The organism is Oceanobacillus longus, assembly GCF_042650085.1.
In the GTDB taxonomy this organism is placed as follows: Bacteria; Bacillota; Bacilli; order Bacillales; family Amphibacillaceae; genus Oceanobacillus; species Oceanobacillus longus.
In genome coordinates, this window is the sequence record NZ_JBHSAO010000017.1 from 21,887 (window position 1) to 46,134 (window position 24,248).

The 24,248-nt window shown below is 38.1% G+C and carries 21 protein-coding genes; 1 reads left to right on the top strand and 20 read right to left on the bottom strand.

Annotated elements, in window-relative coordinates; all coding sequences use genetic code 11:
* Positions 1 to 12: 12 nt before the first annotated feature.
* The 18 genes from ACFOUV_RS17670 to ACFOUV_RS17755 form a co-directional block, all read right to left on the bottom strand.
* Positions 13 to 837, bottom strand: a complete 825-nt coding sequence (locus ACFOUV_RS17670; RefSeq protein WP_379498105.1) for a sugar phosphate isomerase/epimerase family protein — start codon at positions 835 to 837, stop codon at positions 13 to 15.
* Between the two features lie 21 nt (positions 838 to 858).
* The gene (locus tag ACFOUV_RS17675; protein WP_379498106.1) at positions 859 to 2,043 is read right to left on the bottom strand and encodes a dihydrodipicolinate synthase family protein; all 1,185 of its coding nucleotides are present in this window, start codon (positions 2,041 to 2,043) and stop codon (positions 859 to 861) included.
* Positions 2,044 to 2,054: 11 nt separating this feature from the next.
* Positions 2,055 to 3,218, bottom strand: coding sequence for a Gfo/Idh/MocA family protein (locus tag ACFOUV_RS17680; RefSeq protein WP_379498107.1), 1,164 nt, complete (start codon positions 3,216 to 3,218; stop codon positions 2,055 to 2,057).
* A 136-nt stretch (positions 3,219 to 3,354) separates the two neighbouring features.
* Positions 3,355 to 4,158, bottom strand: a complete 804-nt coding sequence (locus tag ACFOUV_RS17685; RefSeq protein ID WP_379498108.1) for a helix-turn-helix domain-containing protein — start codon at positions 4,156 to 4,158, stop codon at positions 3,355 to 3,357.
* 477 nt (positions 4,159 to 4,635) lie between these two features.
* Positions 4,636 to 5,559, bottom strand: a complete 924-nt coding sequence (locus tag ACFOUV_RS17690; protein ID WP_379498109.1) for an AEC family transporter — start codon at positions 5,557 to 5,559, stop codon at positions 4,636 to 4,638.
* Between the two features lie 93 nt (positions 5,560 to 5,652).
* On the bottom strand, positions 5,653 to 6,726 hold the full coding sequence (locus ACFOUV_RS17695; RefSeq protein ID WP_379498110.1) for a Gfo/Idh/MocA family protein: 1,074 nt from the start codon (positions 6,724 to 6,726) through the stop codon (positions 5,653 to 5,655).
* Positions 6,727 to 7,250: 524 nt separating this feature from the next.
* Entirely contained in the window at positions 7,251 to 8,111 is an 861-nt protein-coding gene (locus tag ACFOUV_RS17700) for a sugar phosphate isomerase/epimerase family protein (RefSeq protein WP_379498111.1), read from the bottom strand.
* The gene (locus ACFOUV_RS17705) at positions 8,108 to 9,118 is read right to left on the bottom strand and encodes a Gfo/Idh/MocA family protein (protein WP_379498112.1); all 1,011 of its coding nucleotides are present in this window, start codon (positions 9,116 to 9,118) and stop codon (positions 8,108 to 8,110) included. The genes ACFOUV_RS17700 and ACFOUV_RS17705 overlap by 4 nt, the downstream gene beginning before the upstream one ends.
* 81 nt (positions 9,119 to 9,199) lie before the next feature.
* A complete protein-coding gene (locus ACFOUV_RS17710) occupies positions 9,200 to 10,345 on the bottom strand; it encodes a Gfo/Idh/MocA family protein (protein ID WP_379498113.1) in 1,146 nt (381 codons plus the stop codon).
* The gene (locus tag ACFOUV_RS17715; RefSeq protein ID WP_379498114.1) at positions 10,342 to 11,205 is read right to left on the bottom strand and encodes an AraC family transcriptional regulator; all 864 of its coding nucleotides are present in this window, start codon (positions 11,203 to 11,205) and stop codon (positions 10,342 to 10,344) included. Before ACFOUV_RS17715 ends, ACFOUV_RS17710 begins: the two co-directional genes overlap by 4 nt.
* Before the next feature lie 145 nt (positions 11,206 to 11,350).
* Complete coding sequence (locus ACFOUV_RS17720; RefSeq protein ID WP_379498115.1) at positions 11,351 to 12,721, bottom strand: hypothetical protein; 1,371 nt, start codon at positions 12,719 to 12,721, stop codon at positions 11,351 to 11,353.
* Between the two features lie 221 nt (positions 12,722 to 12,942).
* On the bottom strand, positions 12,943 to 13,410 hold the full coding sequence (gene larC, locus ACFOUV_RS17725; protein WP_379498116.1) for a nickel insertion protein: 468 nt from the start codon (positions 13,408 to 13,410) through the stop codon (positions 12,943 to 12,945).
* Positions 13,411 to 13,430: 20 nt separating this feature from the next.
* Positions 13,431 to 14,174, bottom strand: a complete 744-nt coding sequence (gene larB, locus ACFOUV_RS17730) for a nickel pincer cofactor biosynthesis protein LarB (protein ID WP_379498117.1) — start codon at positions 14,172 to 14,174, stop codon at positions 13,431 to 13,433.
* A gap of 47 nt (positions 14,175 to 14,221) precedes the next feature.
* Complete coding sequence (locus ACFOUV_RS17735; RefSeq protein WP_379498118.1) at positions 14,222 to 15,700, bottom strand: gluconokinase; 1,479 nt, start codon at positions 15,698 to 15,700, stop codon at positions 14,222 to 14,224.
* 114 nt (positions 15,701 to 15,814) lie between these two features.
* Entirely contained in the window at positions 15,815 to 16,585 is a 771-nt protein-coding gene (locus ACFOUV_RS17740; protein WP_379498119.1) for an SDR family oxidoreductase, read from the bottom strand.
* A gap of 18 nt (positions 16,586 to 16,603) precedes the next feature.
* Positions 16,604 to 17,869, bottom strand: a complete 1,266-nt coding sequence (locus ACFOUV_RS17745; protein WP_379498120.1) for a lactate racemase domain-containing protein — start codon at positions 17,867 to 17,869, stop codon at positions 16,604 to 16,606.
* 216 nt (positions 17,870 to 18,085) lie between these two features.
* Positions 18,086 to 18,493: a methylglyoxal synthase gene (mgsA, locus tag ACFOUV_RS17750; RefSeq protein WP_379498121.1), complete on the bottom strand. Its 408-nt coding sequence runs from the start codon at positions 18,491 to 18,493 to the stop codon at positions 18,086 to 18,088.
* 111 nt (positions 18,494 to 18,604) lie between these two features.
* Positions 18,605 to 19,465, bottom strand: a complete 861-nt coding sequence (locus tag ACFOUV_RS17755; protein ID WP_379498122.1) for a LarC family nickel insertion protein — start codon at positions 19,463 to 19,465, stop codon at positions 18,605 to 18,607.
* A gap of 293 nt (positions 19,466 to 19,758) precedes the next feature.
* Here ACFOUV_RS17755 and ACFOUV_RS17760 point away from each other — a divergent pair, with 293 nt between their 5' ends.
* The gene (locus ACFOUV_RS17760; protein WP_379498123.1) at positions 19,759 to 20,976 is read left to right on the top strand and encodes an ROK family transcriptional regulator; all 1,218 of its coding nucleotides are present in this window, start codon (positions 19,759 to 19,761) and stop codon (positions 20,974 to 20,976) included.
* A 168-nt stretch (positions 20,977 to 21,144) separates the two neighbouring features.
* Here the strand turns inward: ACFOUV_RS17760 and gndA are convergent, their stop codons facing one another.
* Positions 21,145 to 22,551: an NADP-dependent phosphogluconate dehydrogenase gene (gndA, locus tag ACFOUV_RS17765; protein WP_379498124.1), complete on the bottom strand. Its 1,407-nt coding sequence runs from the start codon at positions 22,549 to 22,551 to the stop codon at positions 21,145 to 21,147.
* Positions 22,552 to 22,632: 81 nt separating this feature from the next.
* Complete coding sequence (gene uxaC, locus ACFOUV_RS17770) at positions 22,633 to 24,030, bottom strand: glucuronate isomerase (protein WP_379498125.1); 1,398 nt, start codon at positions 24,028 to 24,030, stop codon at positions 22,633 to 22,635.
* Between the last annotated feature and the right edge of the window lie 218 nt (positions 24,031 to 24,248).

Consider the following 24,248-nt stretch of genomic DNA (forward strand, 5'->3'; position numbering starts at 1 on the left):
AATCCCTAATATCTATACATGCTTTACGAAACGGTCATTCATTAATGCAAGGACATCATCGCCTGGCATATTCCATAGTTCCTCGTTCATAATTTCCACTTCAATCGGACCTTGGTAGCCTGCTTCTTCCACTGCTTTTCTAATGCGACGGATTTCAATGACTCCATCCCCCATCATCCGACGGGCTTTGAATGTATCAGTAATCGGTACATTCCAATCGGAAACATGGAAACCTAGAATTCGTCCTTTAGCTCGTGCAATTTGCTCGTAAAGTTCAGGGTCCCACCAAACGTGGAATACATCTACAACGACCCCAACTTGATCGGCTCTATACTTTTCTGCCATTTTGTTTGCTTGACCGAGGGTCGAAACGACCGAACGATCTGCTGCATACATCGGATGAAGTGGCTCTATTCCCAATTTAATTCCATGTGACTCTGCAAATGGGACAAGCTGTTCGATTCCTTCTTCTACCCATCTTCGGGATAAATCAATGTCCCGGTCTGGTGATGGTCCGCAAACAAGGACAAGTACATCTGTACCAAGCTCTGCCGCTTCCTCTACTGCACGTTTATTATCATCTACATTTTTCTGACGCTGTTCCTTTGTTGCAGCAGGAAACATTCCCCCTCGGCAAAGGCTGGAAACCTTGAGTCCTGTGTCGTTAATGATTCGCTTACTTTCAGCAAGTCCAACCTCCTCAATCTTATGCCGCCATAAAGATATCCATGGAATATCTGCTTTCACGCAACCTAAAGCCGCTTCCTTCAGATTCCACTGTTCCGTGGTAATTTGATTTAAACTAAGGTGTTTCAATAAGTCTGTACCCTCTGCCATTTCTTTCTCCCCCCACTATATTCACATGAATTGTCTCGTTGGTTGCATGACACCCGCTTGAGCTAAAATGATTTTCAACCTTTCAGCCGCCATTTCTGGATCTTTTAGTAGTCCAGCCTCATCTGCCATTACGAAAATTTCAGATAAATGGATGATGGAACGCTGTCCTTCTGCACCGCCAATCATACGGAAATGGGATTGATGACCATTCAAGTATGCCAAAAACACAACACCGGTCTTGTACGCATACGTAGGTTTTTGGAAAATATGACGTGATAGTGGTACTGTTTTTTCTAAAAGAGAATCATACTTTTTTAAGTCCCCAGCATCTAATGCATGCATCGCACTCGCGGCTGCAGGTGCAATCGCATCAAAGATTCCAAGCAGTGCATGGCTATACCCTTGCTCATCGCCTTTAATAAGACTTGGATAATTAAAGTCATCTCCTGTATACATTTTGACACTGTCAGGAAGAAGGCGTCTCATGCGTATTTCCTTCTTGTCATCCAGTAAGGAAATTTTAATTCCATCAATTTTAGCTTCATTTTCTTTTATGACGCGAAGGCAAACTTCCATTGCCTCATCGACATTTTCATGACCCCAGTATCCTTTTAATGCTGGATCAAACATATCTCCAAGCCAATGCAGAATAACTGGTTGTGAGACTTTATCTAGTATATTTCGATAGACTCGCTCATAATCCTCTGGTGTCTTGGCACAAACTGCTAGCGCACGACTCGCCATAAGAATAATTCGGCCACCCTGCTTTTCTACAAACTCACACTGCTCCTCGTATGCTTGTTCTACCTCTTCTAATGTCAAATTCGGATGGGCAATCAAGTGATCTGTGCCAGCTCCAGATGCGATGCGTCCATGAACAGACTTCGCTTCCCTCACAGAACGGCTAATCAGATCTTTTGCATGTTCCCAATTTAATCCCATGCCACGTTGAGCAGTATCCATTGCCTCTGCTACCCCTAAACCTAGAGACCATAAATAATGGCGATATTCTAAGGTTGTCTCCCAATCAATTTTACTATTATTAATAGGATCCGTATCTGCAAGTGGATTAGCAACGACATGTGCTGCCGAATAAACAATGCGTTTGGAAAAGGGCTTTTCTGGGATATCAAAAGAAACAGGTTCCCTCGGTGTATACGTATATAACTCTCCATTTTTGTTCGGTAATTTTATAGAATTAACCAAAATTTCCCCTCCTATGCATTTACTTTGTTTTTAATTCCCGGTACATCTATCCAACGTCTTTCCTTCGATGATTGCAGTGCAACTTCTGCAAGTTGGATCCCTTCTGCACCTTTAAATAGATCTAATGTATATTCTTCATCTGCAACAACATGTTTCAAAAACATTTCCCACTGAATTTTAAAGGCATTATCAAATTCCTGGTTATCAGGTACTTCTTCCCAATGGGACCCAAAATCAAATGGATTTGGAACATCTGGATTCCATACTGGTTTAGGTGTATTTACACGATGTTGTACTTTACATTCTCTAAGACCGGCAACCGCACTTCCTTCTGTACCATCCACTTGTATCGTAAGCAAATCATCGCGATTCACACGCACTGCCCAAGAAGAATTCGCCTGAACAATAACACCATTTTCCAATTCAAACGTACCGTATGCTGCATCATCTGCTGTAGCGGTATAAGCGTCTCCAGTCTCATCCACACGCTCTGGAATATGTGTCGCAGCAAGACAGGAAACAGAATCTATTTTTCCAAAAAGATGCTGAATCACATAGCTCCAATGTGGATACATATCAACAATCATTCCACCACCATCTTCTTTTCGGTAATTCCATGATGGACGCTGACCTTCTTGCCAGTCACCTTCAAATACCCAGTATCCGAATTCCATACGAACCGTTAAGATTTTTCCAAAGAATCCAGAATCAATGAGGCGCTTTAATTTTAGTAATCCTGGTAGATACAACTTATCTTGTACAACGCCATTTTTTACACCAGCTTCTGTCGCTAGCTGCGCCAGTTCAATTGCCTCATCTAAACTAGTTGCCGTCGGTTTTTCACAATAAATATGCTTTCCAGCTGCAATCGCTTTCTTTATTGCTTCTGCTCTTCTCATCGTCGTTTGTGCATCAAAGTAAATCTGATTATAATCGTCAGCTAATGCTTCGTCTAAGTCTGTTGTCCAACGTGAGAGATGATGAGTTTCTACTAATTCCTTTAAACGATTCTCACGTCTTCCAACTAAAATCGGATCAGGAATAATTACATCTCCATTAGCTAATTCGATTCCACCCTGTTCCCGTATTGCCACAATGGAGCGTATCAAATGCTGATTTGTTCCCATTCGACCAGTTACACCATTCATAATAATTCCAATTTTTTGAGTCGCCATCTATATTCCTCCTATTTTTTAATTTGTTAACGCTATCATAACTTCTTTTTCCACTTCTGTCTTATTAATGGAAGAACAAAATTCTCAATTTCGGAAACAACAAAAAAGAGATATGCCATTTATATGGGATATCTCTTTAATGGTTGGAATCCGTATACTGATACTTCATCCTATATTTATTTGGAGAAAGGTGGGTATACTCTTTAAATCTTCTATAGAAGGTTGAGATTGCTTCAAAACCCACTTCAAAACAAATGGATGCAATATCATTATCTGTTTCCATGAGCAATTTCTTGGCCATTTCCATTCTTACTTCATTTAAATATTTCATCGGTGTCGTGTCATATTGTTCTTTAAAAATCGTATTAACATGTCTTGTACTAATTCCAAGCTTTTGCGAAATATCATTGGCATCGCTTATTTCGAAATAATGCCTATTAATATGCTCACGCAAACGTTCAGCCCGGAGTACATTTGCGTTCGTTATCGTTGAATTCTCCTGCGTTCGAAGCAGGATTAACAATAATTCTTCAAGGTAAATTTTTAATGCTAATAGATTAATTGGCTCCGCATGGGATTGTTCATAAAGCATTCTTCTGAGTAATTGCCTGACATTGCCCGCTTCAAATGGATTTAACTCAATTAACCTAGTTTCATCAAAATGCTGTTGTACTAAGATATTTTTAATGTCAGAATCCAAATTTTCCAAGTCAAATTCAAGAACTAGAATGGTCATTTTGGCATCTGATGTTATGGAATGATCGGAATACGGTGTAATAAAAGCCAAGCTATCCTGTGAAAATGAATAACTTTGATTCTTAAAAGTAATTTCACCCTTATTCTCTAATACGTATAGTATTTGGTGGACCTGGTGATGGTGACTCTTCACTAGGTTCTTCCCTGAATGTTTATTTTCCGTCAAGCGAATACCATAACCCATTACGCTTCCCCCTTTGAGTAATATATTTCGGCTGGCTTTACATTATTTGTCCCGTAATCGAGATAAACTGCGAACTAGGATAAGTAACTTCGGCGACCGCTCTGGGGAAATATACTTGCGGTTCGCGGGCGGCTGGTGAGCCTCTTCACACTAACGCATTTCAGAGTCTCACCTATGCCTTTCCTCCCGTATTTCCCAGGGCTGGTTAGAAGGTTGCTAATAATTACTATACTAGCGTAGCTAAAATAGCATTATAAAACTTCACCAGTACGGCATCGCTGTGGGCGGTGACTCCTGCGGGAAAAGCACGCGTCCGAAGACCACGCAGAGTGGGTTTCTCGAGGAGGCTGAGGCCGTGCCCTATGGATGCGCATCCGCCCGCAGCGATTCCGGACGGTGGGAAAAGCAGTTACGTCGTAGTTTATATAAACTGCGATGGTTAAAAAAAGCAGCATGTTTACAAAAAGAGCGTGCTTTTTAAAATAGAATTCGTCCTAAATAGATTACGAGTGTAACTGTAAATGCACTGGCTATCGTTGAAAACAATACAATTTGCGCTGCCAAATTAGGATGATTATTATATTCCTGAGCAATTACCGCACTATTTACAGATGTTGGCATTGCTGAGGCAATTAATAATGCTTGCGCTATGATCCCTTCAACACCAAAGATAAAAATGATTCCTAAAGCAATTATAGGACCTATCAATAGTCGGATGACCACACTCAAATATACAGAAGATAGACCAGATTTAAATGAAATATTTGCGACTTGTGCACCAAGTGTCAACAGAGCTAACGAGATCATGGCATCTGCAATATAATTGGCTGGAATCCAGATGAAATTTGGAATCGGAACCTCAAATACATTTAGCAAAATCCCTGATAGCATCGCATACAAGACTGGCATTTTAAAGTAACCGAGTAAAGCTTTTAACTTACCAGTATTTACAGATTGCAAAGAGAAAATGCCATAGGAAAATAAAAATATATTTTGTAAAGTTAAGACAATAACTTGAATCGACATTGCAAATGGATCACTCTTGAACACTAAATCATTTACCGGAACGCCATAATTACCGGAGTTAAAAAACATCACACTATTGGAAAAGGTGATCTTTTTTCTTCTATCTAATCCGATCCACTTAGCCACAATAATAGATAAGATATATAGAACAGCAACATATAATAAGAAAAAGAAAAGTATTTTCATAAATAAATTGGCTGAAAAAGTAGTACTGTATAGTTTAACAAATATAAAACCCGGAACAAGAAAGTAAATATTCAATTTTGCCAATGTCGGTATATTCAAGTCAAACTTTTTTTGCATAAAAAATCCGATACCCATAATGATAAAGATTGGTAGAATAATATCTATAAGAATAGTGATTAATTCAGTCAACCATCATCCTCCTTTCTAAAAAATTCTCTTCAAACACAAAAGCGCTGTCTTGGTTCAGCCGATTACTGAAGTTCCAAGACAGCCTATGATTTCCTATTTTGAAACTACGATTGCTTGTTCCTGTGCTTGCAAACATAGTTCAGCAGCTTTAAATGCATGTTCTTGTGTCATTGCATTCTCTGTGCGGTTTATACAATCTTTTATGAACTCACCGAAGAATGGAAAGCCTACTTCACCTGAGAGTTTATAATGCTTCTCGCCATCTTTGTTTACTAGGAATAGATGATCACCTGTTTCTTCTCGGGCTACATCTACATATTTACGGATTTCTATTGTTCCTTCTGTTCCGGTAATAAATGTACGGCCATCACCCCAGGTGCTTAATCCATCTGGTGTAAACCAATCCACTTTAAAAATTTGCGTTGCACCATTGTCACCTCGTAATGTTGCATCACCATAGTCTTCTAATTCCGGATAATCGGGATTGTTATAATTTCCTACTTTACTATGCAGGATTTCTGCATCTTCACATCCTGCGTAATATAAGAATTGTTCTATCTGATGGCTGCCAATATCGCACAAAATGCCACCATATTGCTCTTTATTAAAGAACCAATCCGGACGACTTGGTGCATTTAGGCGATGTGGCCCAAAGCCGGTAACCTGAATTACTTTTCCAATAGCTCCATCTTTTATAAGATCCCCAGCGAATACAGCTCCTTCTACGTGAAGACGTTCACTGAAATATACCATGTATTTTTGACCAGTCCGTTCAACAACTCGTTTTGTTTCTTCTAATTGAGCCGTGGTAGTGAACGGTGTTTTATCAGTAAAGTAATCTTTTCCAGCTTCCATTACTTTATTTCCTAATGTACTTCTTTCTGAAGGTATTGCTGCCGCTGCTACCAATTTAATTGATTCATCACTTAAAACCTGATCAAGTGATTCTGCAGCCTGAACCCCTGGAAATTGTTCAATGAAATCTTTAACTTTTTCCGCGTCAGGGTCATATACCCATTTCAACGTAGCACCTGCCTCCAGTAATCCATTACACATTCCATTTATATGACCATGGTCAAGTGCAACTGCCGCAATTGGAAATTCTCCTTCTTTTACAACCGGATTCGGTTTCCCTTTTGGTGCATATGTCATCCCGTCTTTACTCATACGTGATCACTCCTGTATTCCATGTATTTTTATTAAGTTGTTTTCGCATCGATTGTTGCAATCTTCCCCGTAGCTTGAGATAAACTGGACATAAAATAAGAAGCTTCGGCGACCGCTCTGGGAAATATACTTCGCTTTCCGTGGGCGGCTGGTGAGCCTCTCTTCCCGTAGGAGTCTCCGTGTATTTCCCAGAGCTGATTAGAAGGTTGCTAACAATTACTATACTTGCAGTAGCTAAAATAGGATAATACAACTTCACCAGTCCGGGATTGCTCGGGGTGGTGACTCCTGCGGGAATAGCACGTGTCCGAAGTCACCAAAGAGTGGTTTTCTCTTTGGTGGCTGAGGCCGTGCCCTAAGGATGCGCATCCGCCCCGAGTAATCCCGGACGGCAGCATTAGCAAAAATCTTTGTATATAAACCTAAAGTTACGTCATTTATAGAAACTACGAAGTTTAAAAAGCAACAAATTTTTTCGATGGGACGAGCAACCACAGTCCCAAAGTTTACGTAGAAGTCTTTTATTAGAACCAGTCAGCGTATCCTATTTCTCTTAAGTTCTCTGCTGATAGTTTCAAACAATCAAATGGGTCTCTTCCGTACGTATCATCCTGCTCAATAAGGAAGTACTGTGCACCACTCTCAAGACCTGCTTCGATAATAGCTTTTATATCCAGATTTCCTTCACCAACCTCAGCAAATTCGATTAAGTTCGTGAATTTCTGGAAAAATTTACCCATATCTTCCAAATCTTCTTTATTAACATCCAGTTTTCCAATACGATAGTCTTTTAGATGCAATAGAGAAATGCGCCCTTTATACTCTTTGATAAATTCAACCGGATTTACACCAGCGCGTTGAATCCAGTGAACATCTAATTCAAATCCTAGCTTGGAAGTATTATTTTTTATAATATCCAGTAAATACTCGCCATCATACTTTTGGAATTCGATATGGTGTGTATGATAGTAAAGTTCGATTCCATGCTCAGCAAGTTTACCGGCCATTGCCTCTGCTCTTTCAATAAATGCCATGATTTGATCTTTATCACCCATCACAGTCAATGGAAGCATCCCTATACGCAAGAAATTACAATCAAGCGTTTTACAATCTTTAACAATCTTATCGAAATCATCTGTTAGCGTCTCACCTGGCGCTCCTGGCAGCATTGGTTCTAATGGTGCTGACATCGCGGCAATCTTGATATCGAAATCTTTACTTGCTCTTTTTAATTCTGCGACGTTTTCTTCTGTCATCGGAATTTGTGAGACTTCTACCGCACCAAATCCTAGTTCATGCAATTTCTTCATTGTTTCATAAGCACCAAGCTCTTCCACTTTTTCTTTAAGCATCATCATTTGCACACCGATTTTTCCTTTATTCATTGATATACCTCCATTTTAATTTCTTTTTTTATTTCAGAAGATCTACGAATTGCACTGATAATTTCCATCGATTTTTGTGCATCCTTTGCATGGATATAATCCTGGCTGTCATTTTCGATGCAAGTATAAAAGTAATTGATTAGTTTTGAGTGGCTTGCCCCGTAATAGAATTTTGCTCCAGGAAGCTTTGCATCCTCAATAACTCTTTCCTTCTCACCTTTATCATTTGTTTTTGTCAAAATACTATCTTTAATAGTTAATTTGCCACGTTCCAAAATAACCTGAAATTCAACGGAAGAGTTTGTTGCATTTGTAACTGTCGCAAAAAACAATCCAGTTGCACCATTTTTAAATTGGATGTTAGCTGTAGCCGTGTCTTCTACTTCATATCCGTAATCAAATAGATTATCAATAGATCCTCTAATCGTATTGATTTCTCCACCGATCAACTGCATTTGATCCAGCGTATGGATTGCTTGGTTGATCATAACGCCACCACCGGCCTGTTTCATAATACCCCGCCATGGCTTTACATCATAATAGGATTTTGGTCTAAACCAGGTGACAAGTCCCTTTAAACCAGTAACCTTACCATATTCTCCACTTTCGACAATTTCCTGAAGTGTCTCAAAGGTTTCATTCAGGCGGTTTTGAAATGACACACAAAGTTTAATGTCCTTGTATTTTTCTTCTAAGTCTACTAGAGACATACCTTCTTCCGCACTTCTGGCTAATGGCTTTTCCAAAAATACATGGACACCTTTTTCAACACAAGCTTTTGCAGCAAGATAATGAAGATGGTGTGGCAGGCAAATATGGACACAATCAAGCACTTCTTTTTCCAGCATTTCATGGTAATCCGTATAAAAAACTGCATCCGATACTGTCGTCTTTAATGTTTCATCAATATCACAAACAGCAACTAACTCCACATTCGGGTTATCTTGAATTATTGGGAGATGAATTTTCGATATATCACCGAGTCCGATTACTGCGATTTTCAACATGGATTTTACCCTCCCTTTAAAGCTAACCCATTTCCTTAAATGCGGAATGGGTTAGCTTGATGTACTTACTTTTTTAACAGATTAAGCTTTTTCTTCTTCGATCTTTTTGTTTAATTCTGCAAGATAAACTTCTTCATCAATTGGAAGTTCTACTTCTTTACCTAACCAGCTAGATAAGTGAATAGCATTCGCTAATGCCACACCATTAATTCCGTCGCTACCTGGTGCGATAAGAGGTTCCCCATCAAGAATGTTTGCAGCAAAGTTTTCTAATACTGCCGTATGTTGTCCGCCCCAAACACTTTCAAATTCAAGAACTTCTGTTTCATAAAGCTCATCGGCATTTCCACCCATAACGAGCTTCGCAACTTCCATCATGCTCATCGTTTTGCTCATTTCACTTTCGGGTTTTCTGAGGCGCTTAATGGTAACTTTCTTGCTGTCGTCTACAACAATCTTCCCGTTATCACCTAGAATTTCAAAACGATCTGTTCCAATTGCATCATGTGTACAAGTAACAAATACACCTGTTGCACCATTACCATAGTCAAGTATTGTTGTTACTTCATCTTCTACAGCTATATCTCTTTGATAGCCATATTTCACGTTAGAATAGACTTTCTCAGGCATACCAGCAATCCATTGAAGAAGATCCAATTGGTGAGGTGCCTGGTTTACAAGGACACCGCCGCCTTCACCTTCCCAAGTTGCTCTCCATGCACTTTGTTCATAATAAGTTTGAGGTCTCCACCATGTTGTAATAATCCAGTTTGTACGGCGAATATTACCAATGTCTCCACTATCAACAATTTCTTTTACTTTTTGATAAAGCTCGTTCGTTCTTTGATTAAACATAATTGCAAAAGTAAGTTCTGGTTTCGTAGCAGCAAATTCATTTAATTCTTTTACTTGTTTTGTATAAACACCAGCTGGTTTTTCACCTAATACATGGATATCTCTTTTTAAAGCTTCAATTCCCATTTCTGGATGAAAATAATGAGGTACTGTAGTTACAATTGCATCTACATCTCCACTTTCAAGCATTTCGATGTAATTATCATAAAACGGTACATCCGGATACTTTTCTTCAGCAATCGCTTTCTTTTCCGGGTCAATATCACAAATTGCTCCGATTTCCATATTTTTTACTCTTCCCTCTGTAATAAATCCTGCATATGCGCTACCCTGTGTACCTAAACCAATAATACCTAATCTAACTTTTTTCATATTCCATTCTCCTCACTATATTTTTTTTGACGATTACGTCGATACTCTTTTGGAGACATTCCTACATTATTTTTAAAATAACGACTGAAGTGTGAAACGCTTTCAAAACCACTATCATAAGCCACATTTTTTATTGGTTGGTCAAGCTCCATTTCAAGTAAATATTTTGCTTGCGTTAAACGTGACGCCATTACATATTCCATAATTGTAAATCCTGTTATTTTCTTAAATATATGTGAAACATAAGACTTGCTAATATTAAGTTCTTGGGAGATGGAATCGATGGTCAGCTTATTCATATAATTCTTTTGAATATACTCTGCTATTTTCTCTGCATGTTCCGTTGACTCTGCTTTTTCTCCTGAAACCTTAATCGATTCCAATTGACCAAGACGATTTACAACGGTCAATACTTGCAGCAGTAACCCTTTCAATTCAATCTCTCCATTAATATCATCTGGATCTGAAGTTCCTATTACCTCTGACATACGGCAAATTAACCTCTCGAGTTGTTTTGACTCTTGATTTTCTTTTGTACGAATCAAACAGTGATGAAGCTTTTCAAAAACATGAAGTAAATGTAAGCCTCCCGCTTTATCCAGAACACCGCTAATCCATTGTGGTGAAAAATGTAAGGTGCTGCGAACATATTGACTGTTTGGTGGAACATTAGGCTTATGAAGTGCCATTCCATCCATTAGTAAAATGTCACCAGGCTCCAAATCATAAATTTGATTGTGAATTAAATACCTGCAGGAACCAGCATGGAATACATAGATTTCATATTCTCTATGGGAATGAAAATCCATATCGCTCCACATATGTTGAAGGCGATAGCCTACAACTAATGGGCTATCCATTAAAACCATCCCCTTTAGTGGCTTAATTCCATTATACACTTCTCCTAATCAATTTCATTACCCAAAACACCTTATTTTTACCCTGAAATTATCTGAGACTGCTTTTTTATTGAGATTTCCAGGCTATATTTATTAATGAGCCTTCCTATAAAAGAAAGTATGCAACAATTGATCCAACAAAACCAAACCCTAAGGCATATGGTAGATTATTTAACGTAATACGATATGGATTTTGCCCAGTACTTAGAGATGTTAGCTGTACAATTAATCCATAAGCCCCAACGGTTAACGTAGCAACCGAACTTGTCGCCAATACAATAGCAAGACTGACTGGATTCATTGTTTCCAATAATGTTGCAATTACTCCACCTAAGATTCCAATCGTTGCGATCGGGTGAACACCAAACATACTCATAAAAATGAAAATAACCTGTATGAAAACAAAAACAAGCAGTGGGTATTCAGAAACAGCGATGACTGGCTGCTGAATAAAATCTAAAAATGCCGTCCCACTGATACTAACTTCAAAAAATGATAAAGATAGAAACAATACGATAAAATTCTGCATGGAATTTGTTTTCACTTTCCATGTTTTCCACCCAATAACCCAGAAACTCTTGCTTCGTTTCATAATGAAGGACCATGTTAACGCAAAGGGGAAAATAAGGATTGTAACGGTAAAGATAAAATCTAAATTAAATTGATTGCCAAAGAAAATAACAAGGGTTAAAAATAAAATAAGCGCGGTTAATAGATGAATAATTTTCTTGATTACTTTTTTCATATCAATCGTAGTCTGCTTCAATGAGTAATCGCCATAGGAGTGCTTCTTATAATGAAAACGTCCCCAGATGGAATCAAGTATAAAAGTTATACCTGCGATCAATAGCAGCCATGGTAATAAGGAAACATAGTCCACCCCTGTTGTGAATATAGAAACAGCTAGCAATATCTCTAATGGACTCCATAATAGTGCTAACGTATAGCCTCGAAGTGTAACTGTACTAATAAATGAATTTTGCAGGTTCTTTTTCAGTGAGCTTAAATTATCTTTTAATACATCTTGCGATATGGATGCAGCTGATAAATTTAAGAAGGATGCTAAAATTAATGTTGTAATGGAACTACGCGGATAGAGTTTACCTAAGTCAGAAGCATTCACATTTAAAAGGCTATTCAGACTTCGGTCAAACCTGCCACTTCGTACAACACTGTTCATCCAGGGTAGCATCGCCAATAGTGTCAATAACGGCATATTGGATGTTAAAAATGCTGGAATGGAAAGAATCGGTTGGCTTGTTGAGAGATAGGCAATAGTCCCTACAATTAAAAAAGCACTTCCAAGAATTTTAAAAAGCCTTGAAGCACCAAAAAAGGATATAAATAACATTAAAATGGCAAAAATACCGATTATATAATTTAAACGTTCACTTTCTATAAATACGTTACTAATATTGATTAAAAATACAAAAGAATAAAAGATATATAGATAGCGAAAAATTGGATGTTGTTTCATTTTTCCTCCTAGAATGCTATATTAATCACCATTGCCTGAATCCTACTTATGAAGAGGAGCATTAGAATTGTTTTTATACAGAATTATAGATTATCAGCATAATTCCATTACATCCAATACCATTTGTTGAATTCTAAAGTCCCGTCCCTTCCTGTAATCTCCCATTAACCTTAGATGGAACTAATCGCCATATAGATCTTACATCCTTCACAAAAGCATCTTTATTTTTCGATGCTCCTCCAAACTTCTTCATAAACCTTCTTCAACGGCACATCAAATTCCTCCGCTATTTTTCTGCATTCTTCATATTCCGGGGAACTTTGAAAAACTTCGCCACCAGAAACTCCCTGCTTTACTGTTAGGGAACCCCATTTTGTTTCAACTTGAATAAACTTTCTCTCCATACGATGGACGGTAAGTGGATAATAACGGATGCCGAGTGTCGTTGTCTCTTTGAGCAATATTTCCTTCATTTGGTTGATTGCCTCTTTCCTGCAAAGCAATTGAAGCAATATCCCTGGTCGATTCTTTTTCATATAAATAGGGGTATAAAAGACATCATTCGCACCTGCGTTAAACAGTACGTCCATAACATAACCAAGCCATTCCCCTGAAATATCATCCAGGTTGACTTCCATTTTTACCATTTGATTATCGATATGTTCATGATTTGGTGGTCGATTGTTCATTTCAATACCCCTCTCTATTTTTAATCTTTATTAGCCAAACGATCGATAATTACTGCGTTATAAGCTCCGCCAAATCCATTATCAATGTTTACGACACTAATCCCGGATGCACAGGAATTCAGCATGGAAAGTAATGCAGATACTCCGCCAAAGTTTGCCCCATATCCTATACTTGTTGGGACAGCAATGACCGGATGGGAAACAAGACCTCCAACAACACTTGGCAGTGCACCTTCCATTCCTGCGACAACTACCGATACGGTTGCCTGTTGAATTTCTTCCAGGTTATCAAGAAGGCGGTGAATTCCGGCAACCCCAACATCATAAATACGGTGCACCTTACTTCCCAATACTTCTGCTGTGACAGCAGCCTCTTCCGCTACCCTTAAATCAGATGTACCTGCACAAACAACTGCAATATAACCTTTTGTTTTCTGAACGTTTTCAGTTTGTTGTTTCCAATATAAAATTTGTGCAACTTCATTATAGATTAACTCCGAATGTTTTTTAAGAATTACTTCTGCTTTTTCTTCATTCATCCGTGTTACTAAAATGTCGTTACCTTTTGCTTTTATCGCTTCAATGATAGCAGTGATTTGTTCCGCCGATTTTCCTTCACCATAAATTATTTCCGGAAAGCCTTGACGTTTCTTCCGATGATGATCCACTTTAGCAAACCCGAGATTTTCATATGTAGCAAGTTGGTTTTTTGCTTGTGCTACACTTATTTTACCATCCTGAAGCTGTTTTAAAATCTCTTCCATCGAGTTACCTCCTGTACTTTTTCACTGTTTCCTTTTCAGGAGATTCTTTAAGTGAAATATATCGATAAGTCCTTCGCTATTTTTTCGTATCTCTCAAAAACGGTTGAATAAATTTCATGATGTTCCATATTTGGATGAATCACTTCTTCAGCAGGCAAATTTTCTTTAATCGCATTAAAACTCGCTGCTTCATTTATTCCTACCAATGCCGTCCAAGCAGCTCCCCAAGCAGCATTATGATGTGTATCTGAAATATGAATATCACTGCCAAAAACATCAGCCATGATTTGGACCCAAAGGCGAGATTTGGAAAGACCGCCATTCACACTGATTTTTTTAGGTGCACCTGCCATTTTTTCTAGCGATTGACTAATCTGATAGATATTAAATGTAATACCTTCCAGTACTGCACGTGCCAAATGATCCTTTTTATGACCGATGCTAAGCCCATAAAAATTACCCTTTGCCCGTTGATTCCATAGAGGGGCTCGTTCACCGTTTATATATGGAAGAAATATAATACCTTCAGACCCTGGCTCAATAGCTTCAGCTCCTGCAAGCAGTTCATCATGTGTTCCTTTAAACTCAATCACGTCTTTGAACCATTGTAATGCAATGCCGCCATTATTTGTTGGTCCTCCAATAATCGATGTGTCTTCCGAAAACGCATATGTGAAAGTTTCCATTTCTTCATTAGCGGGAGCACCATTGATAAACTGCCTAATAGCCCCACTCGTGCCTACAGATACGTTTACTTCTCCCGGTGATGTTGCGCCACTTCCAAGGTTAGCCAACTGACCGTCAGCAGCACCAATGACGAATGGCATTTGCTTAGAGATCCCCGTTTCATTAGCGACTTCTTCCGTGATATTTGTAAATATTTCTGTTGGTGGGACGATTTTGGAAAGCTGCTCCCGTTTAATACCTGCCAGGGACAATGCCTCTTCGTCCCAGTCTAACGTTTTTACATTCATAAGTCCTGTAGAGGAGGCCATGGAATAATCAATAGCACAATTACCAAACCACTTCTGCAATAAATACTCTTTGAACGTCATGAAATAAGCAGCTTTTTCATATGCCTCATAGTTATTTTCACGCATCCAAACTAACTTCATTAATGGCGTCATGGGATGGATTGGCGTACCTGTTGTGGAATAAATCTCTTTCCCTTTTGTTGTATCAATCAGTCTCTCTGCCTGTTCACTGCTCCGACCGTCTGACCAAATAAGCATATCCGATAAAGGCTCTAAATTTTCATCCATACAAATCAATGAGTGCATTGCACACGATATTCCTGTTGCAAGTAGCTCATACTGTTCAACGTTCACCTTTTGGATCACATTTTTCATTGCTAAACGACATGCATTCTCGACCTCTTGTGGGTTTTGTTCCACCCATCCGGTTTTCAGATAATATGTCGTAATCATTTCCTCTGTTTCAGCAATTAACTTTCCTTTCAAATCGAAGACGACCGCTTTAGCGCTCGTTGTTCCAATATCAAGTCCGATTACTAAACTTTTTTTCAATGCAATCACATCCTTTACAACTCTAATTTTCATTATAATGTATTCTATCCTGTTTATCTAAAGTAAAAAGGCTTTGAAGGTGATTAATTCCTCCAAAGCCTTCATAAGTATTTACTATATTGTCATACTACCATATCCACCATCAACGCGAAGGAATGATCCGGTAACAAATCCAGATGCTTTATCAGATGCAAGGTAAACTGCTGCACCTTTTAATTCTTCAGGTTCTCCAAAACGGTTCATCGGTGTATGCTTCATGATGGATTCAATACGATCTTCATCCAATATTTTACGATTCTGCTCCGCAGGGAAAAATCCTGGGATAATTGCATTTACTCGAATGCCATGTGGTGCAAATTCTTTCGCTAAATATTGAGTCACACTGTTCACACCGGCTTTTGAAGCAGAGTATGTGAATACACGTGATAATGGAGTCGTTGATGAAACGGATGAAATATTAATAATGCTTCCTTGTCTGTCTTGTTCAATCATTTGTTTTGCAAAAATTTGCGTTGAAAAAACAAGTCCTCTAAGGTTAACATCCATGATATCATCCCATTCTTCTGGAGCAAGTTCCATAAATGGAGTCGAACTGTTCTTACCAGGAGCATTTAAAATGATATCCCAGCCGCCTGACCATTCTTTAATTTCATTTGCTGCACGTTCGATGGACTCAAGGTCACTAACATCTCCTTGAAACGCTTTTGCAGACCCGCCTTCTTCTTCAATTTCTTTTACAACAGCTTCTGCCTTCTCCAAGTTTCTTCCAACGATAGCAATCTTCGCACCTTCTGCTGCAAGACCTTTGGCCATCGAGCTTCCTAACGTACTATTTCCGCCGATCGCTACTGCTACTTTTCCAGTTAAATCAAATAGTTTACTCATTTCAATTCCCCCATTTTATTATTGGAATAAATTCCCTTGCTCATTAAAATCAAATTCGTACAGCTTTGAACTCTGTTCCAGATTAGGATGCTTTCCCACATGCTCAAGCAATGATTCAGAGACTTCAATTTCGCCTATATCCAGCGTGTTTTTAATACGAACTAGTTTAACTTTTGTAAAATCAAGGATATTACATGTCTTTACCGCTGCTTGAATCGCCATTTTGTCATTCGGCAATGTTGTCGATATATGTGTTGGTCCAACAACCGTTGACGTAAGCCCATTGGCATATGTCCCATGCTTATCCATTTTATTAACAAGACGTTCCGTTGTAAAATCAGCCGTTCCTACACCATTGGCATTTCCTTCCGATTCGGGTGTAACATCAAGAACAACCATTTTCGAAACATCTGGACCACCATGTGCATATGGGGTCGGATATCGACCGGTTACGTTCGGGTCCATTCCATCACCACTGATGTTTTTCCCGATTTCATCAATGACCAACACATCGATCTCATCAAAGAATAGTTTTGGAAGCAATTGTTTAGAAAGCTTTTGTAGTTCAACTTCTTTATCTTCTACTTCTTCTGGAAGAAGTACTTCCAGCTTTGCAACTTTATCAAATGCATTCTCAACCGTTGCAACCGAAAAAATAATCGGCATTTTCTCCATGATCATCTTGGCCATTGCCGGGACATGCTCTGCCATATGTTTAAAACCTAGTTGGTGACATGCTTCCGCACCCTTTTGCTTCCCGAGACCAATGCTGATCATTTTCATAATTCCACTTTCAACAGGCCCACGAAAAGCGGTATGTGGTTTCACACGATTGATGACAACAATACCATCAGCTTCAGATGCAAGCTTATCAATATACACCGGCAGACCATTAGGAAGTTCACCGATTTTAATAACTTCCATGGATGAGCGAATCTCTGCGTTAACAGCTTGTTCTGTAACACCTAAATGTTCCAGTACTGCTTTCTGACCTTCAGCGGTCGCCCCTCCATGACTTCCCATCGATGGAACAATAAACGGCTTCGCACCTAAATCATGCAGGTATTTAATGGTTACTGCAGTAATATCAACTAGGCGGTCCACACCTCTGCTCCCAACCGCCACAGCTATTTCCATCCCTGGTTTAACCGTATCTTTTACACGCTCCAATTGTTCCTGTAAAGTCCCTATAACATCTTCTTCCCTTGTGTTGTCAAACGTCTGGTTAACTTTTGCCATTTTGGGAACAGGAATATCATTTAGCAGCTCTTGCAAAATACCCATACAGCTAATTCACTCCATTTCAGATTATATTTAACTAATTAACTATCGAATATACTTAACCATAATTACTATTCCCTTAATAAGGATAATTAACACTGTTACATGTAATCCCTTTCATCCAGGGATATAATTAGTTTGTCGGATAAACTAATTATATAAACAGAATATCATGATGGCGTTTCCTAGTCAACCACCACCTATGATACGTCCCACTATTTACCCTTTTTTATCACGTATAATCTCTCTCCATTTCAGATCCCCACGTTCTAATGCATGAATGAGAATCTCAGCTGAACCCATATTTGTTGCTAAAGGAATGGAGTACACATCACATAAACGCATCAGGGCAGATATATCCGGCTCATGTGGTTGAGCAGTCAATGGATCTCGGAAAAAAATAATCATGTCCATATTATTATCCGCAACCATGGCTCCTATTTGCTGATCCCCACCAAGTGGCCCAGACTGGAAACGATGAATCTCCAGACCAGTACTCTCTGTAATTCTCAAACCTGTTGTCCCAGTAGCGAATAGTTCGTGTTTTTCCAAACTATATTGATATGCTTCCGTAAACCGAACCATATCGTCTTTCTTTTCATCATGAGCAATTAATGCAATTTTCATTATAAAGCCCCCTGTAAACGTCCAAATTGTTTTTTCCTATTAACTTACTTTCTCATTTGTTGGTAGAACAGCACCGTCTTTTGTTTAGTAAACAGCCTTCAAATTGGCTCTTTATTCTCCGATAATGGTTCGTAATACATTTGGATGGTCGGCAAATGTTTTTGTTCCTGCCCCATAACCAATTGTATTTACTTTAAGTGATGGCATGCTCCCAAATTCTTCTGCGAGAACTGCGATGATTGCCGCTCCCGTTGGGGTCGTCAGTTCTGCTTTTAATTCACTCCCCGCAATAGGAATCCCTCGTAAAATTTCCAATGTTGCTGGTGCAGGAACTGGATAAACCCCATGATCAATGTGTATCTTGCCTCCACCTACTGGAACGGGAGCAGACTTCACTTTATCAATTTCCATTTGATGAATTAAAATAGCCGTTCCTACGATATCAACAATTGAATCTACCGCACCTACTTCATGAAAATGTACATCCTCTAAAGGCATTCCATGAATACGTCCCTCTGCTTCTCCAATTTTTTTGAAAATCTTCAATGCCGTATTCTGTACTTGTTCCTCAAAACCAGCTGAGTGAATGAGATTTACGATATCTTTATAGGAACGATGACTGTGGTGATGGCTATGTGTATGCGTGTGCTCACGATGTTCATGTGTATGATCATGTGTATGATCATGTGTATGATCATGTGTATGATCATGTGTATGATGATCATGTGCGTGTTCCTGTGAGTGATGCTCATGCTGATGTTCGTGTTCCTCACTTAATAGAGTCACATCAAATTTGGTGCTTGTAATGCCATTTTTAACGACTTTATTCCATTTGAGTTGATATTCATCGTCCATACCAAGTTTTTTTAATTCATTCTCCATGTATATAGGATCCCCACCCGCATCAACAAGTGATGCAATTGTCATATCCCCGCTAATACCAGAAAAACAATCAAAATATAGAATTTTCATTCCAATTGCTCCTTTTTTTGTTATAATATAGATATAATGCAGTTTCTTAAACTGGCTCTCATATTTATGTAAACCTTTTCATTTTGAATACAGAACGGTTTTAGAGTACAATTTTAGTATATTACTTTGTTTGACAGACAAACCATAAGTTCAAGAAAAGAATATCACTATTCTACACAGGACGTCAATAAATCTTCTTTTCCTTAAAAGCGGCTTGAATTTATCGTATATTAATAATATATATAACAAGCGCTTACAATTACTTTATATTTTAGATTGGGGTGGGTCAAGTTATGGTTACGGGTGATGGGGCTTACATAAAGAAAATTAATAGAAGTCTAATCTTAAAAACAATTATTGAACACGGTATGATATCCAGGGCAGAACTAGCAAAAATTACTGGGTTAAACAAAGCAACTATCTCTATTCAAGTTGCTGCTTTACTAGAGGAAGATTTAATCTATGAAACGCAACAGGAGCATAACGCAGTTGGGAGAAGACCAATTATGCTTTCCATCAAACGTGATGTAGGTTATGTACTAGGAATCGATTTGGATTATAAAGAAATTCAGTATACCTTGTCTGATTTACTAGGATACCCTGTCCATCATGAAAAAATTTTCTTGGACAGTGAAGATTATGAAGAAATCGTACTGTTACTCGTAGAGCATATTCAGAAGTATCATAAAAATTGTAGTCATAGTCGGTACGGTTTAATTAGTACAGTAATCGGCATTCACGGAACTGTAAACAAAGAAGAAGAAGACATTTTTTTCATTCCAAGATATAAATGGCATAGCAAAAGTCTTAAATCTGACTTGAAAGAAAAAGTAAATTTCGATTTAAATATTCACATTGAAAATAATGCTAATCTATCTTCCTATGCAGAAAAAGTATATCACTATCATAAAAGTGACAATCTGCTTAATATAATCTTATCCTCTGGTATTGGTGCTGGAATTATGGTTGATGGGCATATACACAAAGGTTATCATGGTTATGCCGGTGAAATGGGGCATATGATTATATCTCCTGAGGGGGCATTATGCAAATGTGGTAACCATGGTTGCTGGGAACTTTATGCAGCAGAGCCTCGTTTATATGAACAATTGGCTCAGCGGCTTGATAAACCGGTTATCACACAAAATGAATTTTACAATTTGGTAAACGAAAAGCATCCGATTGTTTATGAAGAAATGGAAATATTTATTAAATATTTATCCATTGGACTGAATAACATTATTAATTTATATAACCCGGAAACAATCGTACTCAACAGTGAAGTATTGCAAGCGTATCCGAATGTAATCGAAAAGATCAAAGGAAATTTGGTTTCTTCTGTTAGTCAATATGGTGAAATCGTACTATCAAAGCTTGGGAAAGATGCCTGCATAATGGGAGCCTGTGCGATAGCAATTCAAAATTTCTTTGAAGTTCCTGAACTAATATTTTCTGATTCAGAAAAACATATCCCATTTACAAATCATAAAATAGAGATATTAAATAATTAAAGCTTTCTAATTAAGTTAGTTAGAAAACTTGGCATCCGCCAAGCCTTTTCGGCGAATGCCTTAGTTGCCCTTATGCAAGTAAGAAAGTTTATACTTTCTTACTTGCCAAAAAAGGAGCACTCCCATCTATCAAGGGAATGCTCCTTTTTTAATCTAAATTTGTTATTTTTAGAACCAGTTTGTATGGAAAGTTCCTTCTTTGTCTTTACGTTGATACGTGTGCGCGCCAAAGTAATCACGTTGTGCTTGGATTAGGTTTGCTGGTAAGTCTTCCGTACGGTAGCTGTCATAGTAAGCTACTGCGCTTGAGAATGTCGGAACAGCAATACCATTTTTAATAGCAACTGAAACAACTTCACGCAATGCTGATTGATAGCCTTCCACTACTTCCTTGAAGTATGGATCAAGCATTAAATTAGCCAATGCCGGTTCCCGATCATAAGCATCTTTAATTTTTTGTAAGAAGTTAGCACGGATAATACATCCACCACGCCAGATCATTGCGATATCTCCGTATTGAAGATTCCAGTTGTTTTCTTCGGAAGCTGCACGCAATTGCGCAAATCCTTGTGCATAAGAAACAATTTTACTCATGTAAAGTGCTTTACGAACCGCTTCAATTAATTCTTTGCGATTACCATCATAAGCGTCTGTTTGTGGTCCACTGAGTACTTTACTCGCTTTTACACGCTCATCTTTCAATGAAGAGATGAAGCGAGCAAATACAGACTCTGTAATCAACGGTAGTGGTACGCCAAGATCCAATGCGTTTTTGCTTGTCCACTTTCCAGTTCCCTTTTGACCAGCTTTATCCATAATGACATCAACCATTGGTTTACCTGTTTCATCATCTGTTTTTGTAAAGATGTCCGCAGTAATTTCAACCAGATAGCTATCTAGCTCACCCTTGTTCCACTCGGTGAATACTTCATGTAACTCCTGTGCTTCCATACCAAGGACATTTTTCAAAATATCATACGCTTCTGCAATTAATTGCATGTCGCCATACTCAATTCCGTTATGAACCATTTTCACAAAATGACCAGCACCATTCGGCCCAATATATGTCACACATGGGTCTCCGTCTACTTTTGCAGAAATAGCTTCAAATATAGGCGCTACAAGTTCATACGCTTCTTTCTGACCACCAGGCATCATAGAAGGTCCATTAAGTGCACCCTCTTCTCCACCAGAAACTCCTGTTCCGATAAAGTGAATACCTGTTTCATCAAGCATTTTATTACGGCGGATTGTATCTTCAAACAATGTATTACCGCCATCTATAAGAATATCGCCTTTTTCAAGGTATGGTTGCAAGGACTCAATGGTTGCATCTGTAGCTGGACCTGCTTTTACCATTAGTAAGATTTTACGTGGTTTTTCAAGTGAATTAACGAATTCCTCGATTGTTTCTGATCCGACAAAGTTTTTGCCTTTCGCTTCATTTGTCAAAAAATCTTCTGTTTTGTTATAGGAACGGTTAAATACGGAAACAGAGTATCCTCTGCTTTCGATATTTAAAGCTAAGTTTTTACCCATAACGGCTAATCCGATTACACCGATTTGTTGTGTCATTTATATCATTTCCTCTCTTCACTACTTTATTTGAAATGAATCATTTACATTATACATAATAATGGGCCGAAATTGAAATCCTTATATTCCAAAGTAACGTTTTGCATTTTCATAGCAAATATTTCTTACATATGTTTCAAGTAAAACCATATCCTTTGGTGCTTTGCCTTCCTCTACCCATGTTCCTAATAAATTACATAAAATTCTTCTGAAATATTCATGCCTAGGAAAAGAAAGGAAACTTCTGGAGTCTGTAAGCATTCCGACAAAATTACTAATAAGCCCCATATTTGCGAGTGTCTTCATTTGGTCTTCCATGCCGTCAATTGTATCATTAAACCACCATGCAGTTCCAAATTGGACTTTACCAGGTATTTCACTCGTTTGGAAATTACCTGCCATTGCTGCAAGTATATTGTTATCTCGTGAATTCAAGCTATACAAAATAGTTTTCGGAAGCTTATTATTGATATCCATCGCATCAAGTAAATTCGATAATTTATTCGCTAGCAGTTGATCACCAACAGAATCAAATCCACTATCCGGTCCTATCAATTTAAACATTCTTGTACTATTATTACGCAATGGATTGATGTGTAATTGCATAACCCATCCTTTATCCGCATACAACTCGCCGAGTGTCACCAATGTGTATGTTTTAAATTGTTCCACTTCTTTTTCGGATAATGTTTCACCATTTAAACGTTTATGGAAAATAGTAGCAACTTCACTTTCCGTTGCCGCTTCATAAAACATGACATTGATACCGTGATCAGAGCTGCGGCAGCCATTTTCATCAAAATATTCCACACGACTAGCTAACCCATCTAAAAAGGCACGGTAATTTTCAATTGTCGTATTTGTTGCCTGTTCCAATTTCCCTACCCAAGTTAGGAAGTCATCATTTTCAATGCTTAACCCTTTATCCGGTCTAAATGACGGTGATACAGTTAATGCTTGATTCTCTTTAGCTAATGCTTGATGGCTTGCTAGATCATCGGTAGGATCATCCGTTGTTCCAACAAATTCAACTTTTTTATTTTTTAATAATGATCTTGTTGAAAATTCAGCGCCTGCCAACTTCTCATTTGCCTCTTCCCAGATAGCTGGTGCCGATTTCTCATTAAATACTTGATCAATATCAAAATATCTTAATAACTCTAAGTGTGTCCAATGATAAAGTGGATTTCCGATTGTATTAGGTACTGTTTTTGCCCATGCCATAAACTTCTCATAATCACTTTTATCCCCAGTAATATAATCCTCACTTATTCCATTTGCACGTAATGCACGCCATTTATAGTGGTCTCCGCCTAGCCAAACTTGAGCCAAATTCGAGTAATTCTTATCCTCTAAGATCTCATGCTGGTTTAGATGGTTATGATAATCAATAATTGGTAAGTTCTTCGCTGTATTGTGATAAAGCTCTTTCGCAGTTTCATTATAAAGCAAAAAATCGTCGGTAATAAAGGTCTTCACTTTTAATCATCCCTTCTCTTTTATTATATAATGATTTTTCCCTAATCCATTTATAATAGAACCTTATTTTTAAAGTTCTAGGCAAGTAATTAGTTTGTTTACAAAACAAACTATATATATTATACTAACATCATAATATATGTAAACGGTTTATATTTCAAGCGTTTTATTATATGATTACCAGTTAATCTAAAAGTTAGAGTAGTAAAGTCTATAAT